The sequence below is a fragment of the Dechloromonas hankyongensis genome, from assembly GCF_022012295.1.
GTDB classification, from domain to species: Bacteria; Pseudomonadota; Gammaproteobacteria; order Burkholderiales; family Rhodocyclaceae; genus Azonexus; species Azonexus hankyongensis.
Map to the genome: position 1 here is coordinate 1410745 of NZ_JAKLTN010000001.1, position 25962 is coordinate 1436706.

Sequence of the window (25962 nt, forward strand, 5' to 3'; positions counted from 1 at the left end):
CTTTCGCCGTCTGGGGCGGAAGGGCTGTGTTAGAATTCGCAACGGCGGGTCTCCCCGCATTGCAGGGTGGTGAACCTGGTCAGGTCCGGAAGGAAGCAGCCACAGCCATTAACTGCAAGTGCCGGGGGTTAGGCTCGCCATTTTCATTTTTTCTCCGTGGGTGTGGGGCGCATGAGTTATCAGGTTCTTGCGCGCAAGTGGCGGCCGCGCAATTTTTCGACGCTGGTTGGGCAGGAGCATGTGGTGCGCGCCTTGTCGCACGCCCTTGCCGAACAACGCCTGCACCATGCCTATCTATTTACCGGCACCCGCGGCGTCGGCAAGACGACCATCGCGCGTATTCTCGCCAAGTCGCTGAATTGCGAGACCGGCATCACGGCTACCCCGTGCGGCCAATGTTCCGCCTGCCAGGAAATCGACAGCGGTCGTTTCGTCGATCTGCTCGAGGTCGATGCGGCGACCAATACCCGTGTCGACGAAATGCGGCAGTTGCTCGAGAACGCCGTCTATGCCCCGACGCGCGGCCGCTTCAAGGTCTATGTGATCGACGAAGTCCACATGCTGTCCAATTCGGCCTTCAACGCCATGTTGAAGACCCTGGAAGAGCCGCCGGAGCACGTCAAGTTCATCCTGGCGACGACCGACCCGCAGAAAATTCCCGTCACCGTGCTGTCGCGCTGCCTGCAGTTCAATCTGAAGCAGATGCCGGCGGTGGCCATCACCGGGCATCTTGCCCACATCCTGCAAGCTGAAGGCGTTCCCTACGACATGCCGGCGCTGTCACTGGTCGCCCGTTCGGCGGCCGGCAGCATGCGCGACGCCTTGTCCTTGCTCGATCAGGCTATCGCCCACGGCGCCGGCAAGGTCGAGGAGGCGCAGGTCCGCGGCATGCTCGGCACGGTTGATCAGGATTTCCTGCTTGCTATTCTCGAAGCCTTGCAAGCCGGCGAAGGCGCTGCGCTGCTGCAGGTGGCGACCGACATGGGCGTGCGCAGCCTGTCGTTCTCGGCGGCCTTGCAGGAGCTGGGGGCCTTGCTGACGCGCATCCAAATCATACAGTGGGTGCCGGCGGCCATCGATGACGACGAGCCGGAAAAGGAGCGCATTCAGGCGCTGGCCGAGGCGTTTTCTCCTGAGTTTGTGCAGCTGGCCTACCAGATCGTCAATGTTGGGCGGACCGAGCTGGCCAGCGCGCCGGATGAATATTCGGGTTTTGTCATGACCCTGCTCCGCCTGCATGCTTTCCGTCCGAGCACGGTGGCCGATGTGGTCGGTTCGGTTGCCGCGCGCAGTCGTGCCCACCTGGCGCCTGCCGCCCGGCCGCCGAGCCCGCCAGTACAAGCTGCTCAGCCGCCCGTTTCGGCGCCGGTCCAGGCGCGACCCGAAGTTGCACCCGCTGCCGCCCCTCGGGTTCCGGCCGCGGCGGGCGAAAGCGACTGGCACCAGATCGTTGCCGCGCTGGCTATCAGTGGCCTGGCCCGCGAGTTGGCCCAGAATTGCGAGTTGCGCCAACTGACCGACGGCCAATGCCTGCTCCGCCTGTCGCCCAAGCAGGCGCATCTGCAGATGAAGCCCAATCCCGAGCGCCTGCAGCAGGCGCTGGCCGAATATCTCGGCCGCCCGGTGCAGTTGCGCATTGAGCTGGGCGAAAACGAGGTCGATACGCCGGCCGCGACGGTAGGCAAGCAGCGCCAAGAGCAGCAGGAAAGAGCGGAGAGCGCGATCGCTCAGGATGGATTCGTTCGCGACGCGATCGACACCCTGGGAGCGTCCGTCGTACAAACATCAATCAAACCAATCGTCTAACGGAGAAATGAACATGATGAAGGGTGGCTTGGGTGGCCTGATGAAGCAGGCGCAGGCAATGCAGGAAAACATGAAGAAGGCCCAGGATCAGCTGGCCCAGCTCGAAGTCGAGGGGCAGTCCGGGGCTGGCATGGTCAAGGTGGTGATGACCTGTGCCCACGAAGTGCGCCGGGTCAGCATCGATCCGTCGGTGATGGACGATCGCGAAATGCTCGAAGATCTGGTCGCTGCCGCCCTGAACGACGCCGTGCGCCGCGGCGAGGCGCTGAGCAAGGAAAAGATGGCGGGCTTTACGGCCGGCCTCAATCTGCCGCCCGGATTCAAGCTGCCGTTCTGATTCGGTGAATCCTTCAGCGCTCGATTCGCTGATCGAGGCCTTGCGTTGCCTGCCCGGAGTCGGGCCGAAATCGGCGCAGCGCATGGCCTACCATCTGCTGCAACGCGATCGTTCCGGTGCTCAGCGCCTGGGCGATGCGGTGCAGCACGCGCTGCAGGCGATTCGCCATTGCCAGCGCTGCAATACCTTTTCCGAAGCTGAAGTCTGCGAGCGCTGCCTGTCGCCGCGCCGCGACCCGAGCGTCCTGTGCGTGGTCGAGACGCCGGTCGACATGAACATGATGGAGCAGACCCTGAGCTATCAGGGGTTGTACTACGTCCTGATGGGCCGCATTTCGCCGCTCGATGGCGTCGGTCCGCGCGAACTCGGTCTCGATCGCCTGATGGCGCGGGCGCTCGACGGCGTGGTCAAGGAGGTCATCCTGGCCACCAACTACACCAACGAGGGCGAGGCGACTGCGCATTACATCACCGCGATGCTCAAGCCCAAGGGGGTTGGTGTCACCCGGATCGCCCGCGGTGTGCCGGTTGGCGGGGAGTTGGAATATGTCGACAGCGGTACGCTGGCGCAGGCTTTGCGCGAGCGAAAGAGCTGTTCTGGGTGACAGCGTCTTTTAACGACGGTTCCCTTGTCGTATAATTGAGCGTTTATTTTTATCCCATCCAATTCCTTTAGGGGTCAGCGTAATGAGCAATCAAGGAAAAGTGGACTGCGGACGGCGGCGTCTGGTCGTCGCGACCGCAGCCGTGGGCGGGGCAGGTGCGGTTGCCGCGCTTGTGCCGTTCGTCTCCAGCTTGCTTCCTTCCGAACGCGCCAAGGCAGCAGGCGCTCCGGTCGAAGTCGATATCAGCAAACTCGAACCGGGTCAGATGATGACCGTCGAGTGGCGCGGCAAGCCGGTGTGGATCATCAACCGCACCAAGGACATGCTGGACACCCTGCCCAAGCTGGCCGACGCGGTCGCTGACCCGAAGTCCGAAAAGAACCAGCAGCCGGCTTACGCCAAGAACGATACCCGCTCCATCAAGCCGGAAATCATGGTCGTCGTCGGTATCTGCACCCACCTCGGCTGCTCGCCGTCGCAAAAATTCAAGAAGGGCGCCGAAGAAGGCATGCCGGGCGAATGGCTGGGCGGCTTCCTGTGCCCCTGCCACGGTTCGACCTTCGACTTCGCCGGTCGCGTGTACAAGTCGAAGCCTGCTCCGACCAACCTCGAAGTGCCGCCGCACTTCTACATGGCCGATACCCGCATCCTGATCGGCGAAGACAAGAAGGGAGCATAAGAAATGGCTGCTGGCAATTTCGAAAAATACAAGTCCGACGGTTCGCTGGCCGGTAATGCCCTGGAGTGGCTCGACGCCCGCTTCCCGGCAACTTCCATGTGGAAGGGTCACCTGTCCGAATACTACGCCCCGAAGAACTTCAATTTCTGGTACTTCTTCGGCTCCCTGGCCCTGCTCGTTCTGGTCATCCAGATCGTCACCGGCATCTTCCTGGTTATGCACTACAAGCCGGATGCCGCGGTCAACGCCAACGGCGTGCCGGTTGCCTTCGCCTCCGTCGAGTACATCATGCGCGACGTGCCGGGCGGCTGGCTGATCCGCTACATGCACTCGACCGGTGCCTCGGCCTTCTTCATCGTGGTTTACATGCACATGTTCCGTGGCCTGCTCTACGGTTCCTATCGCAAACCGCGTGAACTGACCTGGCTGTTCGGCGTCGGCATCTTCCTGTGCCTGATGGGCGAAGCCTTCTTCGGCTACCTGCTGCCGTGGGGGCAGATGTCCTTCTGGGGAGCCCAGGTTATCGTCAACCTGTTCTCCGCCATCCCCATCATCGGGCCGGACCTGTCCATCATCATCCGCGGCGACTTCGTCGTCGGTGATGCAACGCTGAACCGCTTCTTCTCCTTCCACGTGATCGCCTTCCCGCTCGTCCTGATCGGTCTGGTCGCTGCTCACGTGCTGGCCCTGCACGAAACCGGCTCCAACAATCCGGACGGTGTCGAAATCAAGGCCAACAAGGACGAAAACGGCATTCCGCGCGACGGTATCCCGTTCCACCCGTACTACACAGTCAAGGACATCGTCGGCGTGATCGTCTTCCTGATGGTCTTCTCCGCCGTGATGTTCTGGGCACCGGAAGGTGGCGGCTACTTCCTCGAAACGCCGAACTTCTATCCGGCCGACCCGCTGAAGACCCCGCCGCACATTGCTCCGGTCTGGTACTTCACCCCGTTCTACTCGATCCTGCGCGCCGTGACCTATCCGCTGTTCGGTCTTGATGCCAAGTTCTGGGGCGTGGTCGCCATGGGTGCTTCGGTCGTCATCTTCGCCTTCCTGCCCTGGCTCGATCGCAGCCCGGTCAAGTCGATCCGCTACCGCGGCCCGATCTACAAGACCCTGCTGACCATCTTCGTCATCTGCTTCTTCATCCTTGGCTATCTCGGCACCCTGTCGCCGTCGCCGATGGGTGAACTGGTTTCGCAGATTTGTTCGGTGTTCTACTTCGGATTCTTCCTCGGCATGCCGTGGTGGTCACGGATGGACAAGTTCAGCCCGGTCCCGGACCGTGTGACGTTCAAGTGAGAGGATGCCTAAAATGAAAAAATTCCTGATCGCATTGCTCTTCGCGCCGGTCATGGCCTTGGCCAGCAGTGGTCATGTCCAACTCGACAAGTGGCCGGGCTCGGTGGGCGACAAGGCGGCATTGCAGAACGGCGCCAAGCTGTTCGTCAATTACTGCCTGAACTGTCACGGTGCGTCCTACATGCGCTACAAGAACCTGATGGATCTCGGTCTGACCGAGTCCCAGGTCAAGGACAACCTGATGTTTACCTCCGACAAGATCGGTGGCCTGATGACCATTGCGGCACGTTCCGATGAACAGAAGCTGTGGTTCGGCGCCACCCCGCCTGATCTGACCATCGTCGCCCGGGCCCGTGGCGAAGCCGGCAATGCAGCCGCCGGCGCAGACTGGTTGTACACCTACCTGCGTTCCTTCTATCGCGACCCGAACCGTCCGACCGGCTGGAACAACGTGATCTTCGAAAACGTTGGCATGCCGCACATCCTGTATGGCCTGCAAGGTCAGCAAGTTCGCAACCACGAAACCCACAAGCTGGAACTGGCCGTTCCGGGCCAACTGGCTCCGGCCGAGTTCGACAAGGCCGTGTCCGACCTGGTCGGTTTCATGGTATGGATGGGCGAGCCGCAGCAGGAGTTCCGTCGTACCCTGGGCTTCTTCGTTCTGGCCTTTTTGGCAGTCCTCTTCGTCGTTGCTTACGCACTGAAGAAGGAATACTGGAAAGACATTCACTAATCCTGCTAGGATTAGTTAACGGCATCGCGGGTTTGGCTTCGGCCAGCCCCCGATGCCGAATCGCTTTTTGAAGGTGACCTAAATGATGAACCTCTATTCGGGCACGACCTGCCCATTCAGCCATCGTTGCCGCATTGTCCTGTTCGAAAAGGGCATGGATTTCCAGGTGATTGATGTCGACATGTTCAACAAGCCGGAAGAAATGGCCGCGATCAACCCGCACAACCGCGTGCCGGTGCTGGTCGAGCGCGACCTGGTCCTGTTCGAGCCGAACATCATCAACGAATACATCGACGAGCGCTTCCCGCACCCGCAACTGATGCCGGCCGACCCGATCATGCGTGCCCGCGCCCGCCAGCTGCTGGTCGGCATGGAACGCGAAATCTTCTCGTTCATGGAAGTGATCGAAAAGAACGGCAAGACGGCCGACAAGGCGCGCCAGGAAATCCGCGCCCGCCTGACCGAAATCGTGCCGATCTTCAACAAGCAGAAGTTCATGCTCGGTGACGAATTCTCCATGCTCGACGTGGCCATCGCCCCGTTGCTGTGGCGTCTCGACCACTACGGCATCGACCTCGGCAAGGCCGCCGCGCCGCTGATGAAGTACGCTGAGCGCATTTTCAGCCGCCAGGGTTTCATCGACGCGTTGACGCCATCCGAAAAGGCGATGCGCAAGTAAGCATGGAACTGCCTTCCACCAAGCCGTACCTGCTGCGCGCCATCTGGGAATGGTGCTGCGATAACGGCTTCACGCCGCATATCGCAGTCGAGGTTGACGAACGGACGCAGGTGCCGCGCGAATTCGTGCGCTCCGGCCAGATCGTCCTCAACCTCGGGCCGAGCGCGACCAACAAGTTGCAGATCGGCAACGAGTACGTCGAGTTCCAGGCCCGCTTCAATGGCGTGGCGCGCCAGCTGTCCGTGCCGGTCGATCGCGTGTCGGCCATTTATGCGCGCGAGAACGGTGCCGGCATGGCTTTCGAGGTCGATGGCGACCGCGAGATGGCGGACGAGGAATTCGGTATCGAAACCGTGGTCGAACCGAGCATGGTTGAACCGCCCTCCGATGAGCCGCCACCGGAGCCACCACGCCCCGATGAGGGGCGCCCCGGGTTGCGGCGCATCAAATAGGGACGGTTGTCTGGTCCGATGCACCAAAAAAGGGAGATTCCACAGTGGGATTTCCCTTTTTTCATTTCAAGTCCATGATTTTTATAGGTGGCATGTCTGTTGCTCATTGGCAGCCGGAAGGAAAATCATGAAAACTGAAGTCAAATCCACCTGTTGTTACTGCGGCGTCGGCTGCGGCGTGCTGATCGAGACGGAAGGCGAGCGCATCGTTGGCGTCCGGGGCGACCCGGAACACCCGGCCAATCGCGGGCGTTTGTGCACCAAGGGCGCGACGCTCAATCTGACCGCCAACCCTAGCTATCGCCTGCATTACCCGGAGCGTCGTGCGCAACGTGGCGAAAGCACCGTGCGCACGACGTGGGATCAGGCGCTCGACGAAGCGGCCGAACGCTTTGCGGCCACCATCCGCCAGCATGGACCCGACTCGGTGGCCTTCTACATTTCCGGCCAACTGATGACCGAGGACTATTACGTCTTCAACAAGCTGGCCAAGGGCCTGATCGGCACCAACAACGTCGATACCAATTCCCGTCTCTGCATGTCGTCGGCGGTGGCCGGCTACAAGCAGACGCTGGGCGTCGATGCGCCGCCATGCAGCTATGAGGACATCCTGCAGGCCAAAGTCATTTTCATCGCCGGCGCCAACCCGGCCGTAGCGCATCCCATCGTCTTCCGCTACGTGGAGGATGCGCGGGCCGCCAATCCCGACCTGAAAATCATCGTCGCCGACCCGCGGCGTTCGGAAAGCGCCGAGATCGCCGACCTCCATCTGCCGATCAAGCCGGGCACCGACATTGCGCTGTTCAACGGCATGTTGCATGTGCTGATCCGCGACGGCCTGGTCGACGACGACTATGTCGCCCGCCATACCACCGGTTTCGACGCACTGGCAGAGATCGTCCGCCGCTACACGCCGGAGGCGGTGGCCGAGGTGTGCGGCATTCCGGCCCAGGACATCGTCCAGGCGGCCCGCTGGTTCGGGCAAAGCGGTGCCGCGCTGTCGATGTACTGCCAGGGTCTCAACCAGTCGGTGCACGGTACGCACAATAACGCCGGCATCATCCATCTGCACCTGGCGACCGGTCTGATCGGCAAGCCGGGCGCAGGCCCCTTCTCGCTGACCGGCCAGCCGAACGCGATGGGTGGTCGCGAGGTGGGCGGTCTGTCCAACCTGCTGTCGGCGCACCGCGATCTGGCCAACCCGCAGCACCGCGCCGAAGTGGCCGCCCTGTGGGGCGTGCCCAGCGTACCGGACAAGCCGGGCAAGTCGGCCATCGATATGTTCGCGGCGCTGAAGAGCGGCGAGATCAAGGCGGTGTGGATCGCCTGCACCAATCCGGCGCAGTCCCTGCCCAACCAGGCGGCGGTGCGCGAAGCCCTGCAGACCGCGGAATACGTGGTCCTCCAGGAAGCCTACGCCAACACGGACACCGCGGCCTACGCCGACCTGCTGCTGCCGGCCAGCGGCTGGGGCGAGAAGCACGGCACGGTGACCAATTCGGAACGGCGCATCACGCACGTGAATTCGGCGGTGCCGGCGCCCGGTGAGGCGCGCCACGACTGGGATATCGTGGTCGATTTCGCCCGCCGTCTCGGCCGCCTGTTGGGCACTGACGGTGAACGCCTGTTCCCCTACGCCGACGCCGAATCCATTTTCAACGAGCACCGCGAAAGTACCCGTGGCCGTGATCTCGACATCACCGGTTTGAGCTACGCGTGGCTCGACGCCGCCGGGCCGCAGCAGTGGCCATGCCCGCAAGGGGCGATCAGCGGCAAGGGGCGCCTGTACGAGGATGGCGTCTTCCCGACCGCCGACGGCAAGGCCCGCTTCGTTCCGGTCAAGCATCTGGCCACCGCCGAGACGCCGGATGCCGAATATCCGATCAGCCTGCTCTCCGGCCGCATGCGCGACCATTGGCACGGCATGAGCCGGACCGGCACGGTGCCGCGCCTGTTCAATCTCGAAGACGAACCGGTACTCGCCATGCACCCCTGCGACATGCGCCATCGCGGCCTGTCGAGCGGCGACCTGGTGCGCGTGACCAATGCGCGCGGTGCGTCCATCGTCCGCGTCGAGGAGCGTCCGGGCCTGAAAAAGGGCCGGGCGTGGATGCCGATGCACTGGGGCAGCCAGTTCATGAACACGCCCGGCGTCAATGCCGTGGCCTGCGACGCCACCGATCCCTATTCCAAGCAGCCGGAACTGAAGCACGCCGCGGTGCAGATCGAGAAGGTCGATCTGCCCTACGCGCTGGCCGTTGTGCGCCGCTGCGCCCATCAGGCCGAAGCCCTGACGCTGCTGCAAAGCGCCCGTTCGGCGCTGGCCGACTACCGTTACGCGACGGTCGGCCTGTATGGCCGGCAGAGCCCGCTCGTCGTGCTGCGCGCCGCCGCTGCCGAGGCGGTGGACGATGCCGCCATTGACGCGCTCGACCGCCTGTTCGGCATCGACGGCAGCGCCGGCGCCATCGTCTATGCCGACGCCAAGAAGCGCATCGCCAAGAAGGCGGTTGCCGAGGACGGACGGCTGCGGGCCGTTCGTCTGTGCGGCGAAACGCAGGCGGTGTCCTGGCTGCGCCAGGCGATGGCCGAAGACGAACTGGACGCCAGCCTGATCCGCTTCGCCCTGGCGCCGCTGGGCAAGCCGCCGGTTGGCGTGGCGCCGCGCAACATCATCTGCAAGTGCGCCGACGTGACCGACGTACAGATTCGCCAGGAACTGGCCGGCGGAGCCGATATGCCGAAGCTGCAGGAAAAGCTGCGTTGTGGCACATTCTGTGGCTCCTGCGTGCCGGAAATCCGGCGCATGGTGGCGGAACACGCGCCCACAGAGGCGGCGGCTGCCTGAGACCCCAAAGGAGGAAATGGTGAGCTACGGACAATACATCAAGGAAATCGGACGGGGCGCCCACGGCGCCCGCGATCTGTCGCGCGAAGATGCGCATCAACTCTACGCCGCCATGCTCGACGGCGGCGTGCCCGACCTCGAACTGGGCGCCATCATCCTCGGCCTGCGCGTCAAGGGCGAGTCGCTCGACGAAATGCTGGGCTTTCTCGAAGCCACCGACGAGCGCACCCACCACCTCGACCTGCCGCATGGGCGCGGTCGGCCGGTGGTCCTGCCGACCTATAACGGGGCGCGCAAGGAAGCCAACCTGACGCCGCTGCTGGCCCTGCTGCTGCAGCGCTTCGGCGTGCCGGTGCTGGTCCATGGCCTGATCGAAGGCTTCGGCCGCGTCACGTCGGCTCATGTCTTCCGCGAGCTGGGTGTCATGCCGGCGGCGTCGACGAACCAGGCCCAGGCTGCGCTGGACGAAAAGGGCCTCGCTTTCATGCCCTTGAGTGCGCTGTGCCCGGGTATCCACAACCTGTTGTCCCTGCGTTCGCGCATGGGCGTGCGCAACAGTGCGCACAGCCTGGTCAAATTGATCGACCCCTTCCGTGGCGAAGCGGTGTTGGTGGCGCCGGCCACCCATCCGGACTTCATCGAGTTGATGCGCAACATCATGCTGGTTCGCGGGCAGCGCGGCCTGCTGCTGCGCGGCACGGAAGGCGAGCCGTACGCCAATGCCAAGCGCCGGCCGCGTCTCGAGCATTTGCACGATGGCGTGACCGACGTTCTTTTCGAGGCCGAGCACGAAAGCCTGCGCGCCTTGCCCAACCTGCCCGAGGCGACCGATGCGGCGAGCACGGCGCGCTGGATACGGCGCGTGCTCGACAAGCAGATTCCGCTGCCCAAGCCCATCGCCAACCAGTTGGCCTGCCTGCTGTTCGCCAGCGGCTACGCCGACGATCTCAACCAGGCCAAGGCCATCGTCGCCGTCGAGGCCACTGGGCTGCTGGTCGGTGGCAATTAAGTGTGTTCCCGCACCGTGGTGGAATGAAATGCACCACCACGGTGCGCTGCTTCTAGGGGTTTGCTGGGTATAGTCTTAAAAATCAGTTAGATAGCCACCTGGCACGCTGATTGCGAAGAATAGCCCGAAGCAGCGAATCAACCGCCAACGGGGGCGGTCCGATGGCAACGACGTCATGCGCTGAAAAATATTTGCACCGCAAGGTGCGCGCAACGTTGGAGCCCAAACATGAGCAAACCCCGTCTCGTCCTGATCGGTAACGGCATGGCCGGTGTCCGCACCGTCGAAGAACTGCTGAAGATCAAACCGGATCACTACGACATCACCATCTTCGGTGCCGAACCGCACCCCAACTACAACCGCATCCTGCTCTCGCCGGTGCTGGCCGGCGAAATGGGCGTCAAGGACATCATCCTCAACGAGCTGGACTGGTACGCGGAAAACAAGATCACCCTGCATACCGGCAAGCAGATCAGCACCATCGACCGCGTCAAGCGCAAGGTCATCGCCGACGACGGTACCGAGGTCGCCTACGACCGCCTGCTGATCGCTACCGGCTCGACCCCCTTCATGCTGCCGGTTCCGGGCAACGACCTGCCGGGCGTCATCGGCTACCGCGACATCAAGGACACCGACGAGATGATCGACGCGGCGACCAAGCACAAGCACGCGGTCGTCATCGGCGGCGGCCTGCTCGGCCTGGAAGCGGCCAACGGCCTGAAGCTGCGCGGCATGGACGTCACCGTGGTGCACCTCGGCCCGTGGCTGCTCGAGCGCCAGCTCGACGAAGTTGCCGGCAAGATGCTGCAGAAGTCGCTCGAGGACAAGGGCCTCAAGTTCCTGCTCGCAACCCAGACCGAAGCGCTGATCCAGGGCGAATCCGGTCGCGTCGCGGCGATCCGCTTCAAGGGTGGCATGCAGATTCCGGCCGACATCGTCGTGATGGCCGCCGGTATCCGCCCGAACTACTCGCTGGCCGAGAAGTCCGGCATCTACTGCAACCGCGGCATCGTGGTGAACGACACCATGCAGACCTACGATCCGAAGGTGTACGCCGTCGGCGAATGCGTCAGCCACCGCGGCATCGCCTACGGCCTGGTCGCCCCGCTGTTCGAGCAGGCCAAGGTCGCCGCCAACCATCTGGCCGGCTACGGCATCGGCCGCTACACCGGCTCGGTGACCTCGACCAAGCTCAAGGTCACCGGCATCGACCTGTTCTCGGCCGGCGACTACATGGGCGGCAAGGACACCGAGGAAATCGTCCTCAACGACCCGCACGGCGGCGTCTACAAGAAGCTGGTGATCAAGGACAACAAGCTGGTCGGCGGCGTCATGTACGGCGATACGGCCGACGGCCCGTGGTACTTCCAGCTGCTCAAGGATCAACGCGACATCCACGACATCCGCGACTCGCTGATCTTCGGCCAGTCCCTGGTCGGCGACGTCGGCCATGCCGGCAAGAGCAAGGCGGCCGAAATGGCCGACAACGCCGAGGTTTGCGGCTGTAACGGCGTGACCAAGGGCACCATCGTCCAGGCGATCAAGGCCAAGGGCTTGTTCACGCTGGACGAGGTCAAGAAGCACACCAAGGCGGCTTCGTCCTGCGGCTCCTGCGCCGGCCTGGTCGAACAGATCCTGGCCTCGACCATCGGCGGCGCCTATACGCCGGCGGCAGTCGATAGCAAGCCGGTCTGCGGCTGTACCGATCATTCGCACAAGAAAGTGCGCGAAGCCATCTTCGGCCAGCACCTGACCAGCAAGGAAGCCGTCTTCAAGGCGCTGGAGTGGAAAACTCCGAACGGCTGCGACAAGTGCCGCCCGGCGGTGAACTACTACCTGATCTCGAGCTGGCCGCATGAGGCCAAGGATGATCCGCAGTCGCGCTTCATCAACGAGCGCGCCCACGCCAACATCCAGAAGGATGGCACCTACTCGGTCGTGCCCCGCATGTGGGGCGGCCTGACGACGCCGGCCGAACTGCGCGCCATTGCCGATGCGGCCGAGAAATACAACGTGCCGACCGTCAAGGTGACAGGCGGTCAGCGTATCGACCTGCTCGGCGTCAAGAAGGAAGACCTGCCGAAGATGTGGGCCGACCTCAACGCTGCCGGTATGGTTTCCGGCCACGCCTACGGCAAGTCGATCCGCACCGTGAAGACCTGCGTCGGCGCCGAGCACTGCCGGTTCGGCACGCAACTGGCGATGTCGATGGGCGTCAAGCTGGAAAAGATGCTGTTCGACATGTACGCCCCGCACAAGGTCAAGCTGGCCGTCTCCGGCTGCCCGCGCAACTGTGCCGAGGCTGGCATCAAGGACGTCGGCGTGATCGGCGTCGATTCCGGCTACGAGCTGTACATCGGCGGCAACGGCGGCATCAAGACCGAGGTCGCCCAGTTCCTGTGCAAGGTGACGAGCGACGAGGAGGTCATGGAATATTCCGGCGCCTTCCTGCAGCTCTACCGCGAGGAAGGCTGGTACCTGGAGCGCACCTGCCACTATATGGACCGCGTCGGCCTCGACTACATCAAGGGCAAGATTCTCGAAGACGAGGAAGGTCGCAAGGCGTACTACGCCCGCCTGCTCGACGCCCTGAAGGACGCCAAGGATCCGTGGGAAACCAGCCGCGAGGAACAGCCGATCAAGCAATTCATTCCGATCAAGCTCGAAGCCTGATTATCGAACCGAGGACATAAAAAATGAGCAACTGGAAACTGATCTGCAAGCTGGACGACATTCCGCAACTGGGGTCGCGCGTCGTTCAGCGCCAAAGCGGCGGCGACATCGCCATCTTCCGCAACGCCGAGGACGAGGTCTTCGCGCTGCACGACAAGTGCCCGCACAAGAGCGGTCCGCTGTCGCAAGGCATCGTGCATGGCCGCAAGGTGACCTGCCCGCTGCACGGCTGGAACATCGGCCTGGAAGACGGGCATGCCGTGGCGCCGGACGTCGGTTCGTGCAGCAAGTTCGAAGTGAAAGTGGAAAACGGCGAGGTTTTCCTCTCCGTTTGAGGTCGGGCAGTAACGGGGCGGCCGGCACGCCGTCCCGAAGTATCTACGAGGGTACGCGTCCCCGGTCTTGAGAGCGGGCCGGGGCTGCGAATAACTATTTAATCCGAAAAGGAAAAATCATGGCCTATCTGGCGCCTACCGAATTCGTCACCAAAATGATCGATGCCGGTGAATCCAAAATCTTCATGTCCAACCGCGACACCCTGATCCGCGCCTACATGGCCGGCGCCATCCTGGCCATTGCCGCGGCGTTTGCCATCACCATCAACGTGCAGACCGGCCAGCCGCTGGCCGGCGCCATCCTGTTCCCGGTCGGCTTCTGCATTCTCTATCTCCTCGGCTTCGATCTGCTGACCGGCGTATTCACGCTGTGCCCGCTGGCCCTCATCGACAAGCGCCCGGGCGTCACGCTGGGCGGCGTGCTGCGCAACTGGAGCCTGGTCTTTGTCGGTAATTTCGCCGGCGCCCTGACCGTCGCCCTGATGATGTCCATCATCTTCACGTTCGGCTTCACCGAAGCCCCCAACATCGTCGGCCAGAAGATCGGCACCATCGGCGAAGGGCGGACCGTCGGCTACGCCGCTCACGGCGCCGCCGGCATGCTGACCCTGTTCATCCGTGGCGTGCTGTGCAACTGGATGGTGTCCACCGGCGTCGTCGGCGCCATGGTGTCCACCAACGTCACCGGCAAGGTCGTCGCCATGTGGATGCCGATCATGCTCTTCTTCTACATGGGCTTCGAACACTCCATCGTGAACATGTACCTGTTCCCGTCGGGCCTGATGCTGGGCGGTAACTTCTCGATCTACGACTACATGGTGTGGAACGAAATTCCGACCGTGCTCGGCAATGTGGTCGGCGGTATCACCTTCGTCGGCTTGACCCTGTACTCGACCCACGTCCGTACCGCGCCGAAGCGTCACGCCGGCTAAGCCTGCTGGTGTACAGTCGAAGCCCCTGCCCGACCGGGACAGGGGCTTTTCTATTTCGATCTTCCGGAATCTCATGAGCCGCCAGCTAAAAATCACCGTCGGGCAGTATTCGGATAAGGGCCGCAAGGAAAGCAACCAGGATTTTCACGGCATCTATGTGCCCAAGGAACCGCAGCTGAGCAGCAAGGGCATCGCCATCGCGCTGGCCGACGGCATCAGCAGCAGCGACGTCAGCCAGGAAGCCGCCCAGGCCGCCGTCACGACCTTTCTCGAAGACTATTACTGCACCTCCGATGCCTGGTCGGTGAAGACCTCGGGCGAGCATGTGCTGGTCGCCACCAATTCCTGGCTGCATTCGCAGACCCAGCAAAGCCAGCACCGCTACGACCGGGAACGCGGTTACGTATGCACCTTCAGCGGCCTGATCATCAAGTCGCGGACGGCCCACCTGTTCCACGTCGGCGACGCTCGCATCTACCGCCTGCGCGGCAACGCGCTGGAACAGCTGACCGAGGACCACCGTGTCCGCGTCTCGTCGGTGCAGAGCTACCTGGCGCGCGCCATGGGCATGGACCGCAAGGTCGAGGTCGATTACCAGGCGCTGGCGCTGGAGGAGGGCGAGTTGCTCCTGCTGGCCACCGACGGTGTCTATGAATACACCGATGCCGCTTGTGTCGCGGCGGCCATCGAAGCTTGCGGCGGCGACCTCGACCGGGCAGCCCAGGCCATCGTCGACGAAGCCCTGCAGCGCGGCAGCAGCGACAACCTGACGGTGCAGATCGTCCGTATCGACCAACTGCCCAGCCCCGAATCCAACGAAATGTACCGGCAGATCGCCGAACTGCCTTTCCCGCCGCTGCTCGATGCGCGAATGAATTTCGACGGCTACCAGATCGTCCGCGAAATCAAGGGCAGCGCCCGCAGCCACATCTACCTGGCGGTGGACAACGAAAGCGGCGAACGGGTGGTCATCAAGACGCCGTCGGTCGACCAGCAGGCCAACCAGGCCTATCTCGAACGCTTCCTGATGGAAGAGTGGATCGCCAGGCGCATCAACAGCCCGCACGTCCTCAAGCCGTGCTCGCAAACGCGCCAGCGCAACTACATCTACGTCGTCACCGAATACATCGAAGGCCAGACCCTGGCCCAGTGGATGATCGACAATCCCAAGCCCGACCTGGCAAGCGTGCGCGGCATCGTCGAACAGGTGGCCAAGGGGCTGCAGGCCTTCCATCGCCTCGAAATGGTGCATCAGGACCTGAAGCCCGACAACATCATGATCGACGGCAATGGCACGGTGAAAATCCTCGATTTCGGCGCCACGCGGGTAGCCGGGATCATGGAAATCGCCACCCCCATCGAACAGATCAACCTGCTCGGCTCGGCCGCCTACGCCGCCCCGGAATACTTCCTCGGCGAAAACGGTTCGTCGCGCTCCGACATCTATTCGCTCGGCGTCATCGCCTACCAGATGCTCTCCGGCAAGCTGCCCTACGGTGTCGAAGTCGCCAAATCGCGGACCAAGGCGGCGCAGAAGAAGCTCGCCTACCAATCGGTGCTGAACGAAGAGCGCGAAATCCCGGCCTGGGTCGACGACGCCATCCGTAAGGCGGTCGAGCCCGATCCCTTCGCCCGCTACGAGGAACTCTCCGAATTCGTTTTCGACCTGCACCACCCGAATGCGGAGTTCCTGAACAAAACCCGCCCGCCGCTGATCGACCGCAACCCGGTTGTCTTCTGGAAGAGTGTGTCCTTCGTGCTGCTGCTGATGGTGATCGCGCTCAGCGTCGGGCGTTTTCACTGAGCCGCCACGCGGGCGGCCCGTTCATACGGCTCAGGCTTTCTGCTGGGTGACCGCGTGGCGCTTGAAGATGGCGGCCAGCGTGCCGTCCCGCTCCAGTTCGGCCAGGGCACTCGTCAGGGCGGCGGCGAGGTCGGTCGCCTCGGCCTTGACCGCCATGCCGAGCGGCCAGCGTGTCGACATCATGCCGCCGATCTTGGTTTCGTCGATGGCGAAGCGCGTCTCGCCGTGCAGGGCGCCTTCCAGTTCGCCGCGCGGCGCCATGATGGCCGCGATGCTGCCGTTGCGCAGCGCAGCACCCGCCTCGGTGATCGACTGGAAGTGCACGACGTTGTCCCGCAGGCGCCCATTCATGGTGCTCAGCAGGTAGGCATCGGCCAGCGTTTCGCCTTCGACGCCGATTTTCTCGCGGGTGAACACTTCCAGGGCCGTCGCCGCCGAGCCGACCGGCGCCGAAACCAGCGAGGGAATACGCGCCATGGCCATGGTTTCGACGTGGTACTGGCCGAAAATGTGCACCTTGTCATTCTCCTTGGCGAGGACGGGATCGACCGGCACATGCATCATCACATCGGCCGGCTCGCCACGCAGGTAGTGCCCCTTCCACACCATGTTGCGCAGATCATCGCCCATGTCCTCGCCGGCCTTGAAGCCGAGGATGTCAGGCGTCAGTCCGAGCTTGGTCGCCAGCGCCTTGCCGATGTCCGCGTCGATTCCCTGGCCGGCGTCCGAGTAGGGGGCGAAGTTGTTGTAGACCGCGATGATCAGCCGGCGACGCTGGTGGATGGCGTCCATCTGCTCGTCGGCCAAGGCCGGCAAGGCCGAGGCGAGCGGCAGGGCGGCCAGGGCCTGCAGGAAGCGGCGGCGCGGGTTGGGCATGGTGCTGCGGGGGCGGGGGGCAATGGAACGGGGCATGGCTTGTCTCCTTTTGGTATGGACCGGGCTGTCACCCGGTCTGATTGGCTCCGTATCTTAGCCGGAACCTCGCACCCCCTTGGATGCGGGCGCGGGGCGGCTTTTCCGCCTTAACCCGGCTTTCCTGCTTCGAGTTGTTTCTTCAGGTTGTCCAGACCGCTGGTGTAGATGCCGCTGACGATCTTGCGGACCCCAGTGTCGTCGGCGCCCTCGACCGGCTTTTCGTCCTTGCGCCGGAACTGCGACGACCAGGCGATAATGCTGCCGCCATCCTTGGCCGAGCTGACCTTCAGCGTGGACACATAGTCGCTGACCGGTAGCGGCGCGGAAACAATGCGGTATTTGAGCGACAGCGCGCCGTCGCTGCGCGCCAGCAGTTCCTCGACGAACTTGGCTCCGTCCTTGGCGGTCAGCGTGCGCTCCGCACCCTTGCGGCCGTCCTTGCCCTTGGTGATCTCCGTGCTGGCGATGACCGGGTGCCAGCCGAGGTCGCCGAACTGGCCGACGACGGCCCACACCTTGGCCGGTGAGGCTGCCACCTGGATACGTTCCTCGACCTTGAGCAGCGGCCGTTCGGCCAGTGCGTTGCCGGCCCAGGCCAGGGAAAGGGCTGTCGCTACAAGGGCTACGCGAAATTTCATCGGGTCTTCCTCCTTGAATTGGATATGCAGGAAAGGCGCTGTCGTTGATCGCTCCAAGCAGCAGCCTGATTGCATCTTAGGAAGCGGGCCGAAGAAGGAGTAAGGGCAATTTGCCCGAAACGCAAAGGGAGAATGCCCAGCGTGCCCCGGTCAATAACGCTTGATTTTCCCTCGTTGGGCAGGCGTTCAACGTCACCTTGGGGCGGGCCGATTCAGCAGCTAGGCGGTTTGCTGGGCGAGCGCCATGTCGTTCGTCGCGCCGCTACCCAAATTTCGCCCCTTTCTCGGCCAATAGCGTGCGCAGGGCCGAGCGGTGGCAATGCGCCTCGTTCTCGCAATAGCAGCCGACCGAGAAATCGCTGCTGTGGGATAGGGTGGCGAGCAGCGCCAGGGCATGACTGGCTTCGGGCGACGACATTTCGCTCCGGTACTTTTTGATGAATGCTGCCCACTGTGCGGGCGTCTCGGCCTGCTGGCCCAGTTTCATGGTTTCGGGGCTTGGAGCGAGGGTCGGAAACCACACGTCGTACCAGTTTTGCGCAGCAAACTCGGTTTTGGGCACGCCCCGCGGTGGGCGGCGAACCGTTCCAATGCGCGTCCCTTCGCCTTCGAGGCGCGGACTGCCTAGCCTGACGACACGAATTGCCACAGGAGTCTCCCGGGAAGAATGAAAGAGGTCTGGTTCAAAGCGGATTCTGGCATGCGGGGAAAACAGCGAAACTGACCCCTTTGGCTCATATCGCTTTCTACGCGTGGTCCTGCGGCAGCAGATGCGGGTTCCATACGACCTCCCACAAATGTCCATCCGGGTCCTGGAAATAACCCGCGTAACCGCCCCAGAAGGTCTCCTGCGCGGGTTTGACGACAACGGCTCCGGCAGCCTGCGCCTGTTGCATGACGGCATCGACCTCGGCTTTTGAAACCACGTTGTGCCCGAGCGTGAATTCGGTCGCGCTGCGCTCGGCCAGCGGCAGACCCGAATCATGCGCGAGGCTGGTGCGTGGCCAGACGGCCAGTTTCAAACCGGCTTGCAGGTCGAAAAAAGCCACCGCACCGTGTTCGAACTCGGTGCCGATGATGCCCTCGGTCTTTAGGCCAAGGCCGTCGCGGTAGAAGCCAACCGCGCGTTCCAGATCGTCAACGCCGAGGGTGATAATGGTGATGCGTGGCTTCATGGCGTGTACTCCTTTAGACGAGATGAATCGTGATGAGGGGGGGCGGAAGGGGGGCTTAAAGCCATGGTGTGCCCCTATCGTTCCCAATGTTGCTGACGCCCATCGGATGCCTCCAGCGTTGATTCAAATTGCCGCCAACTGTCGGGTACGGATTGTTTAACTCGCATCAATGCCCAAGCCGCTGGATCAGGCGCAGTATGCCTTTTCCTTCGCGAACGTGAACGAGGTGTAGCGATGTTCCTGGATTTTCTGTTTGGCAAGAAAAAATCGGTACCCGCACCCGCCGCGGGCGAACCCGCGGCGCCTGCCCAGGCTGCGCCTGGTGCCGTGGCGCTGGGGACACACATTGCCTACCACCCTCAGCTGGTCGACGAACTGGTGCTCGACTGCTTCAATGCGATTGGCCAGGCCTTCGAGGGCGGCGATCTGGCGGCCACTTGTCGGGAGTTGGAGCATTTTCGCGGCTGCCTGTTGGCGCATTTGCTCAAGGAAAACGTCCGCTTCTACATCTACCTTGAACACGCGCTGGCTGGGGACACGGCCAGCCACACGCTGGTGCACCAGTTCCGCCACGAAATGGATGGCATCGGCAAGGCGGTTCTTGCCTTCCTTGGTAAGTACGCCGACCTTGCCAAGAACCCGGCGCTGGCCGCCAGCTTTGCCGGCGAGCTCAGCAGCGTCGGCGAGGTGCTGGTCCAGCGCATCCGCAATGAGGAAGATTCCCTCTACCCGCTCTATTTGCCCGCCTACTGAGCCGTTGGCAGGTACCCGGCAGAACGGGGAAGCGTCAGCGTGCCGGGCGGAGCATCGTTCCGGCCGATGCGCTGCAAGCGATAGGGAATAGACCGCGACTGGTCGCGACCAGAGGTAACCGGGGTCTATCCCCGGTTGCCGTTATCCCGGCGCATAACCGGTAATCGATCCCCCAAAATGCTGCACCGCAATGGAGAGGCATGCGCGCTTTTGGTGCGTATGGTCGGGGCGTGGGCGAGTAAAACCCTGATAAATCATAAGGCTAATGGCGTGGCACGCGGCTTGCGTTACTGAGGGCAGCACAGCGATCTACTCGTCAACGGCGGCGGGAACGTGATAACGACTTCATGCGCTGATCATTCCCGTCCCCATCGACCGCTCGCGGTCTACTACAGAGAGCTCGCATCATGGACAAGAAATCATTCCTGCAGGCCGGCCACACCCCCACCTTGCTGGCCGCCTTCCTCTACTTCGACCTCGCCTTCATGGTCTGGGTCCTGCTCGGCCCGCTCGGCGTCGGCATCGCCAAGGATCTCGGCCTGTCGCACGCCGAAAAGGGTCTGATGGTCGCCACCCCGGTGCTGGCCGGCGCGCTGCTGCGCATCGCCATGGGTATCCTGGTCGACCGCCTGTCGCCCAAGAAAGCGGCGATCATCGGCCAGATTATCGTCATCGGCGCCATGGTCTATGCCTGGCTGGTCGGCGTCCATTCCTACTCCGAAGTGCTGGTGCTCGGTGTCTTCCTCGGCGTTGCCGGTTCTTCCTTCGCCGCCGCGCTGCCGCTGGCATCGCGCTGGTATCCGGCTGAACACCAGGGTACCGCGATGGGCATCGCCGGGGCCGGCAACTCGGGTACCGCGCTCGCCGCGTTGTTCGCGCCGGGCCTGGCTGCCATCTATGGCTGGACCAACGTCTTCGGCATCGTGCTGATCCCGCTGGTCATCGTGCTGATCGCCTTCGTCTTCATGGCCAAGGATGCGCCGGATGCGCCGCCGCCCAAGACCTTCGCCGAATACCTGAAGGTGCTTAAGGACAAGGACGCCTGGTGGTTCATGTTCTTCTACTCGGTGACCTTTGGTGGCTTCGTCGGCCTGGCTTCCTCGCTGGTCATCTACTTCAACACCCAGTATGGACTGGACCCGAAGACGGCCGGCTTCTTCACCGCCGGCTGCGTGTTTGCCGGTTCGCTGGTCCGCCCGATCGGCGGCAACGTGGCCGACCGCATCGGTGGCGTCAAGTCGCTGACCGTGATGTACATCTTCGCCGCCATCTTCCTCGGTATCGTCAGCTTCGGCCTGCCGGAAGCCTGGATGGCGCTGATCGTCTTCGTCTGCGCCATGCTCTCGCTGGGCATGGGCAACGGTGCGGTGTTCCAGCTGGTGCCGCAGCGCTTCAAGAAGGAAATCGGCGTCATGACCGGCCTGGTCGGCATGGCCGGCGGTGTCGGTGGTTTCTACCTGGCTTCCAGCCTCGGTTACTCGAAGCAGATGACCGGCAGCTATCAGGCTGGTTTCCTGATCTTCGCCGGCCTCGCCGTGCTTGCCCTGGTCGGCCTGACCGGCGTCAAGACCCGCTGGCGGACCACCTGGGGTGCCAGCCACCTGACGGCCGCCAAGATTTAACGGCCAGTCGCTAGCTGTTAGGATCGAGGGGGCGCGTACAGCCGGCCCCCTCGATTTTTCATTTCAAACTCCTCGCTCCTCACCACCATGCCATTGAACGTAGCCGTTGGACATTCTTCGCTGACCGGGCCGCGCGAGCGCAATGAGGACTTCTGCGGCATCGCCACGCCGGACGGCCAGGAGCTCGAGAACAAGGGCATCATCGCCGCCGTTGCCGATGGCATCGGCGGCCACAAGGGCGGGCGCGAGGCGGCCGAATACACGGTGCGCGGGCTGCTTGCCGATTACTTCGCCACCCCCGATACGTGGAGCGTCCCGCGCGCCATCGAGACGGTGAGCACCGCGCTCAACCGCTGGGTGATCGCCGAAGGCAGCCGCAATGCGGACCTCGCCGGCATGGCCACCACGCTGTCGGCGGTTGTGCTGCGCGGCCGGCGCTTCTACACGGCGCACATCGGCGATTCGCGCATCTACCGGCTGCAGGGCGGCCGCTTGCAGCGGCTGACGGTCGATCACACCTGGGAACACCCGGAGCTGAACAATGTGCTGTCGCGGGCCATCGGCCTCGATCCGCGGGTGCTGATGGATTTTGCCGACGGCGAACTGGCGGTGGACGACCGTTTCCTGCTCGTTTCCGACGGGGTGTGGGGTGTGCTGCCCGACGCCCTGATGACCGACGTGCTGCTCGACCATCCCGAGCCGCAGGGCGCTGCCGCGGCGCTGACCAGCCTGGCGCTGGCCCACGGCGGGCACGACAACGCCTCGGCCGTGGTGGTCGACGTGCTGGCGCTGCCACCGGCCAATCTGCGCGACAGCATGGAAGGTGCCGCCAACCTTCCATTGCCACCCAAACTCCGGCCGGCCCATGAACTCGATGGCCTGGTGATCGAGGAGGTGCTGCACGACTCGCGCGAAACGCTGCTCTACCGGGTCAGCAATCCGCGCAACGGCCAGCAACTGGTGCTCAAGACGCTGCAACCGGGCATGGCGGGCGACGCCAGTGCCACGGCCGCGCTGCTGATGGAGGAATGGCGGGCCCGGCGCGTCGTGTCGCCGTTCTTCCCGCAGGTCATCCCGGCTGACCATCGCAGCGGCCTGTACTACCTGATGACCTGGCATGCCGGGGCGACTTTGCAGGAGCGCCTGGACGGCGATCAACATTTTCCGGTCGGCGAGGTGGTGCGCCTCGGCGTCGCGCTGCTCAAGGCGATTTCCGCGCTGCATCGCCTCGACATCGTGCATCGCGACATCAAGACCGACAACATCCACCTCGGCCAGGACGGCGTCCTGCGCATCCTCGACCTCGGTGTCGCGGTCAGCTTGGCCGAGCGCAAGGTCGGCGATCCGATCGGCCAGGCCGGCACGCCGTCCTACATGGCGCCGGAACTGTTCGAAAATCCCGAGCCGGAATTCGGCCACGATCTCTACGCGGCTGGCGTCACCCTCTACCACCTGCTGACCCGCAAATACCCCTACGGCGAAATAGAGCCCTTCCAGACGCCCAAGTTCGGCGAGCCGGCCCGGCCCACCCGCTGGCGGCCGGAAATTCCCGGCTGGCTGGAAAACGTTTTGCTGAAGGCGGTGGCACTGGAAGGGAAGGACCGTTTCGAGACGGCGGAGGAATTCATCCTCGCCCTCGAACGGGGCGCCGCCCGGCCAATTGCGGCGCCGGCCCGGCAGCCGCTGCTGCAGCGCAATCCACTCAAATTCTGGAAAGTCACGGCCGGCATTTCGCTGGCCCTGAATCTGGTGCTCTGGCTTTTGCTGATGCGCTAGGCGGCGCGCTTGACGGGCGCCTCAGGCGGCATCGCGCAGCACCGCCAGTTTGGCGTCTTCGACCTTGATGTGGTGGATCAGCCACCCGCGCAGGTAAAGTAGGGTGTCGAATGGGGCCGTTAGCGGGTTGTCGTGCAGTTCGGCATAGAACTCTTCGAGCTTTTCCTCGAAAGACCGGTGCTGGTCGTGCTGCCGGGTCTGCTCGGTGTAGCCGTAGTGGTCCATCATGCGTTCTTCGGCCCGGAAATGGACCTGCGTGTATTGGTCGAGGGCTTTGAGCACCCGCGCCACCTCGCGTGCGCCGCGTTTCTCCTGGACGACGTCGAACAGGTCGTTGGTCAGGTCGAACAGGTAGCGATGATGTTCGTCGATGGCGTCGATGCCGATGCTCAGCGAGGCATCCCAGGCGACCCATCCGTCCGCACGGTAGGCGCTGGCCGGCAGTGACACCGCCTGGTTCGGATCGATAATGTCGTCGCGATACAGTTCGCGGATACGGGAGATTTCCGGCAGGGCACGGTCGAAGGCGGCGACCACCGCCGGATCGAAATAGGTGCCCGATTCCTTGTGCAGGTAGGCGATGGCGTCTTCCATGGGCCACGGCCGCTTGTACGGGCGGATCGAGGTCAGCGCGTCGAAGACGTCGGCCAGGGCGCAGATGCGCGCCAGCACCGGGATGGCCTCGCCGCGCAGGCCGTAGGGATAGCCGGTGCCATCCCAGCGTTCGTGGTGGTAGGCGGCAATGTCGCGGGCGGCGGCGATCAGCGCGTCGTTGCCGCCGAGCAGGCGTTCGCCGATTTCGGTGTGGGTCTTCATCACCTCGTATTCGTCGGGCGTCAGCCGTCCGGGCTTGAGCAGGATGGCATCGGCGATGCCGATCTTGCCGACGTCGTGCATCGGCGCGCAGATGGCGAGCATTTCGCGCATTTCGAGTGGCAGATCCATCGCCTTGGCAATCGCCGTGGCGAAGTGGGTCATGCGCATGACGTGCATGCCGGTCTCGTTGTCCCGGTATTCGGAGGCGGCGCCGAGACGGCGGATGGCGTCGGTACGGGCATCCTCGAGTTCGACTTCGCGCACGCGCAGCGTCTCGTTCATCAGCCGGCGCGAGACGAGCATGGACAGGGCGCGCGACAGGTCGGTCATGAATTCGACCTCGATCGCATCGGGGCGCCATTCGGGGGCGATGAAAAGCAGGGCTTCGCCGAGCTGGCGTCCGTCGTCGGCGAGCGGCAGGACGAAACAGGGCGCCTGATCGTCGATGCCGGATACGGACAGGGCCGGATGATGGGTGGCCGGCGTCGCTACGTAGGCGATGTCGGCATGCAGCTCGGCTTCCGGCCGCGAATTTCCGCGCTGCACCGGGTTTTCCCAGGCCGCCGGCAGACCGAACTGGGCGATCTGGATCAGGTGCCGGCGCGGGTTGTAAAGCAGGATCGCGCTGTGCGGCAGGACATGAATGCCGGGCAGGGTGACGAGCAGGCCGTGCAGCTTAGCCAAGAGGCCGTCTAGATCAGTCTCGGCCTGACCCATGGTGGTCAGTTCGAAAACCAGCCGGCTGACGGCGAGGATTTCCTGGTCCTTGTTCATCGTAGTCTCGTTCTTGCGTTGCCGAGGCCGGTGAGGTCCGACCTTCGTTGATCCTACTACCTACCAAATCGGTAGGCCATTGGGATTATGCCACAAATGCTTAATTTGCGATTTTTAATGGTTAGCCGCGCCTTGAGCTTGAGCGAAAAATGCCGATTTCGCCGGCGAGACGGGCACTTTGGGCTGACAGGCTGGTCAGAAAAGGGCGAGCACCGCATAATCGACTGACTTGCCCCGAGATTGCATAGATGAGTACAGCCCTGATTCTTTTTGCCCATGGCGCCCGCGACCCGGAATGGGCGCAGCCGATGCGCCATATCCAGTCCCTGCTCCAGGGACGGCAGACCGGTACCGAGGTCGAACTGGCCTTTCTCGAGTTCATGCAGCCGACGCTGGCCGAATGCGTGGCCGAGCGGGTGCAGAGGGGGGCCACCAAAATCTGTATCGTCCCCATGTTCATCGCACAGGGCGGGCATCTGAAGCGCGAACTGCCGGAAATTGTCGAAGCGCTGCGCCACGACTACCCGGCAGTCGATTTCGTGCTGACCGGCCCGATCGGCGTCCAGCCGCCGGTCATGCAGGCCATGGCGGAGACCGCGCTGACCTTGGCTGGCCTGTAATTTGCTGGACAAGCGCCATGCTTACCGTACTCGTAATTGACGAATCCAAGGCCAGGGCCGGCGAAATCTGCGCCGGGCTGGCGCTCGCCGGCTACCAGGTGGCCGCCATCCTGGCCGGCGCCGACAGCCTGACGGCCGAAGTCGAAAAACTCCAGCCCGACGTCATCCTGATCGACACCGACTCACCCAGCCGCGACACGCTGGAAAACCTGGCCGCCATGAACAAGGACATGCCGCGCCCGGTGGTGATCTTTACCCAGGAAGACGGCCAGGAAACCATCCGTGATGCCGTCAAGGCAGGCGTTTCCGCCTATATCGTCGACGGCCTCGACCCGAAGCGCATCAAGCCCATCGTCGAGGTGGCGCGGGCACGCTTCGAGGACACCCAGGCCCTGCGCCGCGAACTGGACGAGATTTCGCAAAAGCTGTCCGACCGCAAACTGGTCGACAAGGCCAAGGGCGTGCTGATGAAAGCCCGCGGCCTCGACGAGGATGCGGCCTACCACGCCATGCGCAAACTGGCGATGGAACGCGGCCAGACCATGTCCAAAGTGGCGAAGGACGTCATCGACATGGCCCGCGTGTTGCTCTAAAGCTGTGCGGCTGGCGGGCGTGTTGCACTGCAATAGTGCATGCCCTTTCGGCGCCCCCCGCCGAAAAACAAATCTCCAAGTGTT

24 protein-coding genes and 1 other RNA gene are annotated in these 25962 nt (G+C 63.3%); 20 read left to right on the plus strand and 5 right to left on the minus strand.

The window, feature by feature from the left end; genetic code table 11:
- The first annotated feature begins 43 nt into the window (after nt 1-43).
- The 15 genes from ffs (at nt 44) to LZ012_RS06780 (ending at nt 16196) form a co-directional block, all read left to right on the plus strand.
- Nucleotides 44-142, plus strand: an RNA gene (gene ffs, locus LZ012_RS06710) — signal recognition particle sRNA small type.
- A 29-nt stretch (nt 143-171) separates the two neighbouring features.
- Complete coding sequence (gene dnaX, locus LZ012_RS06715; RefSeq protein WP_275708898.1) at nt 172-1806, plus strand: DNA polymerase III subunit gamma/tau; 1635 nt, start codon at nt 172-174, stop codon at nt 1804-1806.
- Between the two features lie 13 nt (nt 1807-1819).
- Nucleotides 1820-2143 carry a YbaB/EbfC family nucleoid-associated protein gene (locus LZ012_RS06720; RefSeq protein WP_275708900.1) on the plus strand — a complete coding sequence of 108 codons (324 nt, stop codon included), beginning with the start codon at nt 1820-1822 and terminating at the stop codon, nt 2141-2143.
- Nucleotides 2144-2147: 4 nt separating this feature from the next.
- The gene (gene recR / locus LZ012_RS06725) at nt 2148-2747 is read left to right on the plus strand and encodes a recombination mediator RecR (RefSeq protein ID WP_275708902.1); all 600 of its coding nucleotides are present in this window, start codon (nt 2148-2150) and stop codon (nt 2745-2747) included.
- Between the two features lie 82 nt (nt 2748-2829).
- On the plus strand, nt 2830-3426 hold the full coding sequence (petA, locus tag LZ012_RS06730; RefSeq protein ID WP_275708905.1) for a ubiquinol-cytochrome c reductase iron-sulfur subunit: 597 nt from the start codon (nt 2830-2832) through the stop codon (nt 3424-3426).
- Between the two features lie 3 nt (nt 3427-3429).
- Nucleotides 3430-4731: a cytochrome b gene (locus tag LZ012_RS06735; protein WP_420839479.1), complete on the plus strand. Its 1302-nt coding sequence runs from the start codon at nt 3430-3432 to the stop codon at nt 4729-4731.
- Between the two features lie 13 nt (nt 4732-4744).
- Nucleotides 4745-5464: a cytochrome c1 gene (locus tag LZ012_RS06740; protein WP_275708909.1), complete on the plus strand. Its 720-nt coding sequence runs from the start codon at nt 4745-4747 to the stop codon at nt 5462-5464.
- 82 nt (nt 5465-5546) lie between these two features.
- Nucleotides 5547-6143 (plus strand): glutathione S-transferase N-terminal domain-containing protein, encoded by a 597-nt coding sequence (locus tag LZ012_RS06745; protein ID WP_150427397.1) that lies wholly within the window; start codon nt 5547-5549, stop codon nt 6141-6143.
- A gap of 2 nt (nt 6144-6145) precedes the next feature.
- Complete coding sequence (locus LZ012_RS06750) at nt 6146-6595, plus strand: ClpXP protease specificity-enhancing factor (RefSeq protein WP_275708911.1); 450 nt, start codon at nt 6146-6148, stop codon at nt 6593-6595.
- 127 nt (nt 6596-6722) lie between these two features.
- Nucleotides 6723-9443 carry a nitrate reductase gene (locus LZ012_RS06755; protein ID WP_275708913.1) on the plus strand — a complete coding sequence of 907 codons (2721 nt, stop codon included), beginning with the start codon at nt 6723-6725 and terminating at the stop codon, nt 9441-9443.
- A gap of 16 nt (nt 9444-9459) precedes the next feature.
- Nucleotides 9460-10452 carry a DNA-binding protein YbiB gene (gene ybiB, locus LZ012_RS06760; protein ID WP_275708915.1) on the plus strand — a complete coding sequence of 331 codons (993 nt, stop codon included), beginning with the start codon at nt 9460-9462 and terminating at the stop codon, nt 10450-10452.
- 228 nt (nt 10453-10680) lie between these two features.
- Nucleotides 10681-13125, plus strand: a complete 2445-nt coding sequence (gene nirB / locus LZ012_RS06765) for a nitrite reductase large subunit NirB (RefSeq protein WP_275708917.1) — start codon at nt 10681-10683, stop codon at nt 13123-13125.
- A gap of 23 nt (nt 13126-13148) precedes the next feature.
- On the plus strand, nt 13149-13460 hold the full coding sequence (nirD, locus tag LZ012_RS06770) for a nitrite reductase small subunit NirD (protein ID WP_275708919.1): 312 nt from the start codon (nt 13149-13151) through the stop codon (nt 13458-13460).
- A gap of 119 nt (nt 13461-13579) precedes the next feature.
- The gene (locus LZ012_RS06775; RefSeq protein ID WP_275708921.1) at nt 13580-14392 is read left to right on the plus strand and encodes a formate/nitrite transporter family protein; all 813 of its coding nucleotides are present in this window, start codon (nt 13580-13582) and stop codon (nt 14390-14392) included.
- A gap of 73 nt (nt 14393-14465) precedes the next feature.
- Entirely contained in the window at nt 14466-16196 is a 1731-nt protein-coding gene (locus LZ012_RS06780) for a bifunctional protein-serine/threonine kinase/phosphatase (RefSeq protein WP_275708923.1), read from the plus strand.
- A gap of 30 nt (nt 16197-16226) precedes the next feature.
- On the opposite strand, the gene LZ012_RS06785 is transcribed toward LZ012_RS06780, so the two are convergent.
- The 4 genes from LZ012_RS06785 to LZ012_RS06800 form a co-directional block, all read right to left on the minus strand.
- Nucleotides 16227-17108 carry a substrate-binding periplasmic protein gene (locus LZ012_RS06785; protein ID WP_275708925.1) on the minus strand — a complete coding sequence of 294 codons (882 nt, stop codon included), beginning with the start codon at nt 17106-17108 and terminating at the stop codon, nt 16227-16229.
- Nucleotides 17109-17218: 110 nt separating this feature from the next.
- Nucleotides 17219-17749 carry an SRPBCC family protein gene (locus LZ012_RS06790; RefSeq protein ID WP_275708927.1) on the minus strand — a complete coding sequence of 177 codons (531 nt, stop codon included), beginning with the start codon at nt 17747-17749 and terminating at the stop codon, nt 17219-17221.
- A 262-nt stretch (nt 17750-18011) separates the two neighbouring features.
- The gene (locus LZ012_RS06795; RefSeq protein WP_275708929.1) at nt 18012-18398 is read right to left on the minus strand and encodes a DUF488 domain-containing protein; all 387 of its coding nucleotides are present in this window, start codon (nt 18396-18398) and stop codon (nt 18012-18014) included.
- A gap of 97 nt (nt 18399-18495) precedes the next feature.
- Nucleotides 18496-18924, minus strand: coding sequence for a VOC family protein (locus tag LZ012_RS06800; RefSeq protein ID WP_275708931.1), 429 nt, complete (start codon nt 18922-18924; stop codon nt 18496-18498).
- 234 nt (nt 18925-19158) lie between these two features.
- On the opposite strand from LZ012_RS06800, the gene LZ012_RS06805 reads away from it, so the two are divergent.
- The 3 genes from LZ012_RS06805 (at nt 19159) to LZ012_RS06815 (ending at nt 23075) form a co-directional block, all read left to right on the plus strand.
- Nucleotides 19159-19677, plus strand: a complete 519-nt coding sequence (locus LZ012_RS06805) for a hemerythrin domain-containing protein (protein WP_275708933.1) — start codon at nt 19159-19161, stop codon at nt 19675-19677.
- A gap of 407 nt (nt 19678-20084) precedes the next feature.
- A complete protein-coding gene (locus LZ012_RS06810) occupies nt 20085-21299 on the plus strand; it encodes a nitrate/nitrite transporter (RefSeq protein ID WP_275708935.1) in 1215 nt (404 codons plus the stop codon).
- 87 nt (nt 21300-21386) lie between these two features.
- Nucleotides 21387-23075, plus strand: a complete 1689-nt coding sequence (locus LZ012_RS06815) for a bifunctional protein-serine/threonine kinase/phosphatase (protein WP_275708937.1) — start codon at nt 21387-21389, stop codon at nt 23073-23075.
- A 21-nt stretch (nt 23076-23096) separates the two neighbouring features.
- On the opposite strand, the gene LZ012_RS06820 is transcribed toward LZ012_RS06815, so the two are convergent.
- A complete protein-coding gene (locus tag LZ012_RS06820) occupies nt 23097-24665 on the minus strand; it encodes a bacteriohemerythrin (RefSeq protein WP_275708939.1) in 1569 nt (522 codons plus the stop codon).
- Nucleotides 24666-24913: 248 nt separating this feature from the next.
- Here LZ012_RS06820 and LZ012_RS06825 point away from each other — a divergent pair, with 248 nt between their 5' ends.
- A complete protein-coding gene (locus tag LZ012_RS06825) occupies nt 24914-25285 on the plus strand; it encodes a sirohydrochlorin chelatase (protein WP_275708941.1) in 372 nt (123 codons plus the stop codon).
- A 17-nt stretch (nt 25286-25302) separates the two neighbouring features.
- Nucleotides 25303-25878, plus strand: a complete 576-nt coding sequence (locus tag LZ012_RS06830; RefSeq protein WP_275708943.1) for an ANTAR domain-containing response regulator — start codon at nt 25303-25305, stop codon at nt 25876-25878.
- Nucleotides 25879-25962 lie beyond the last annotated feature (84 nt).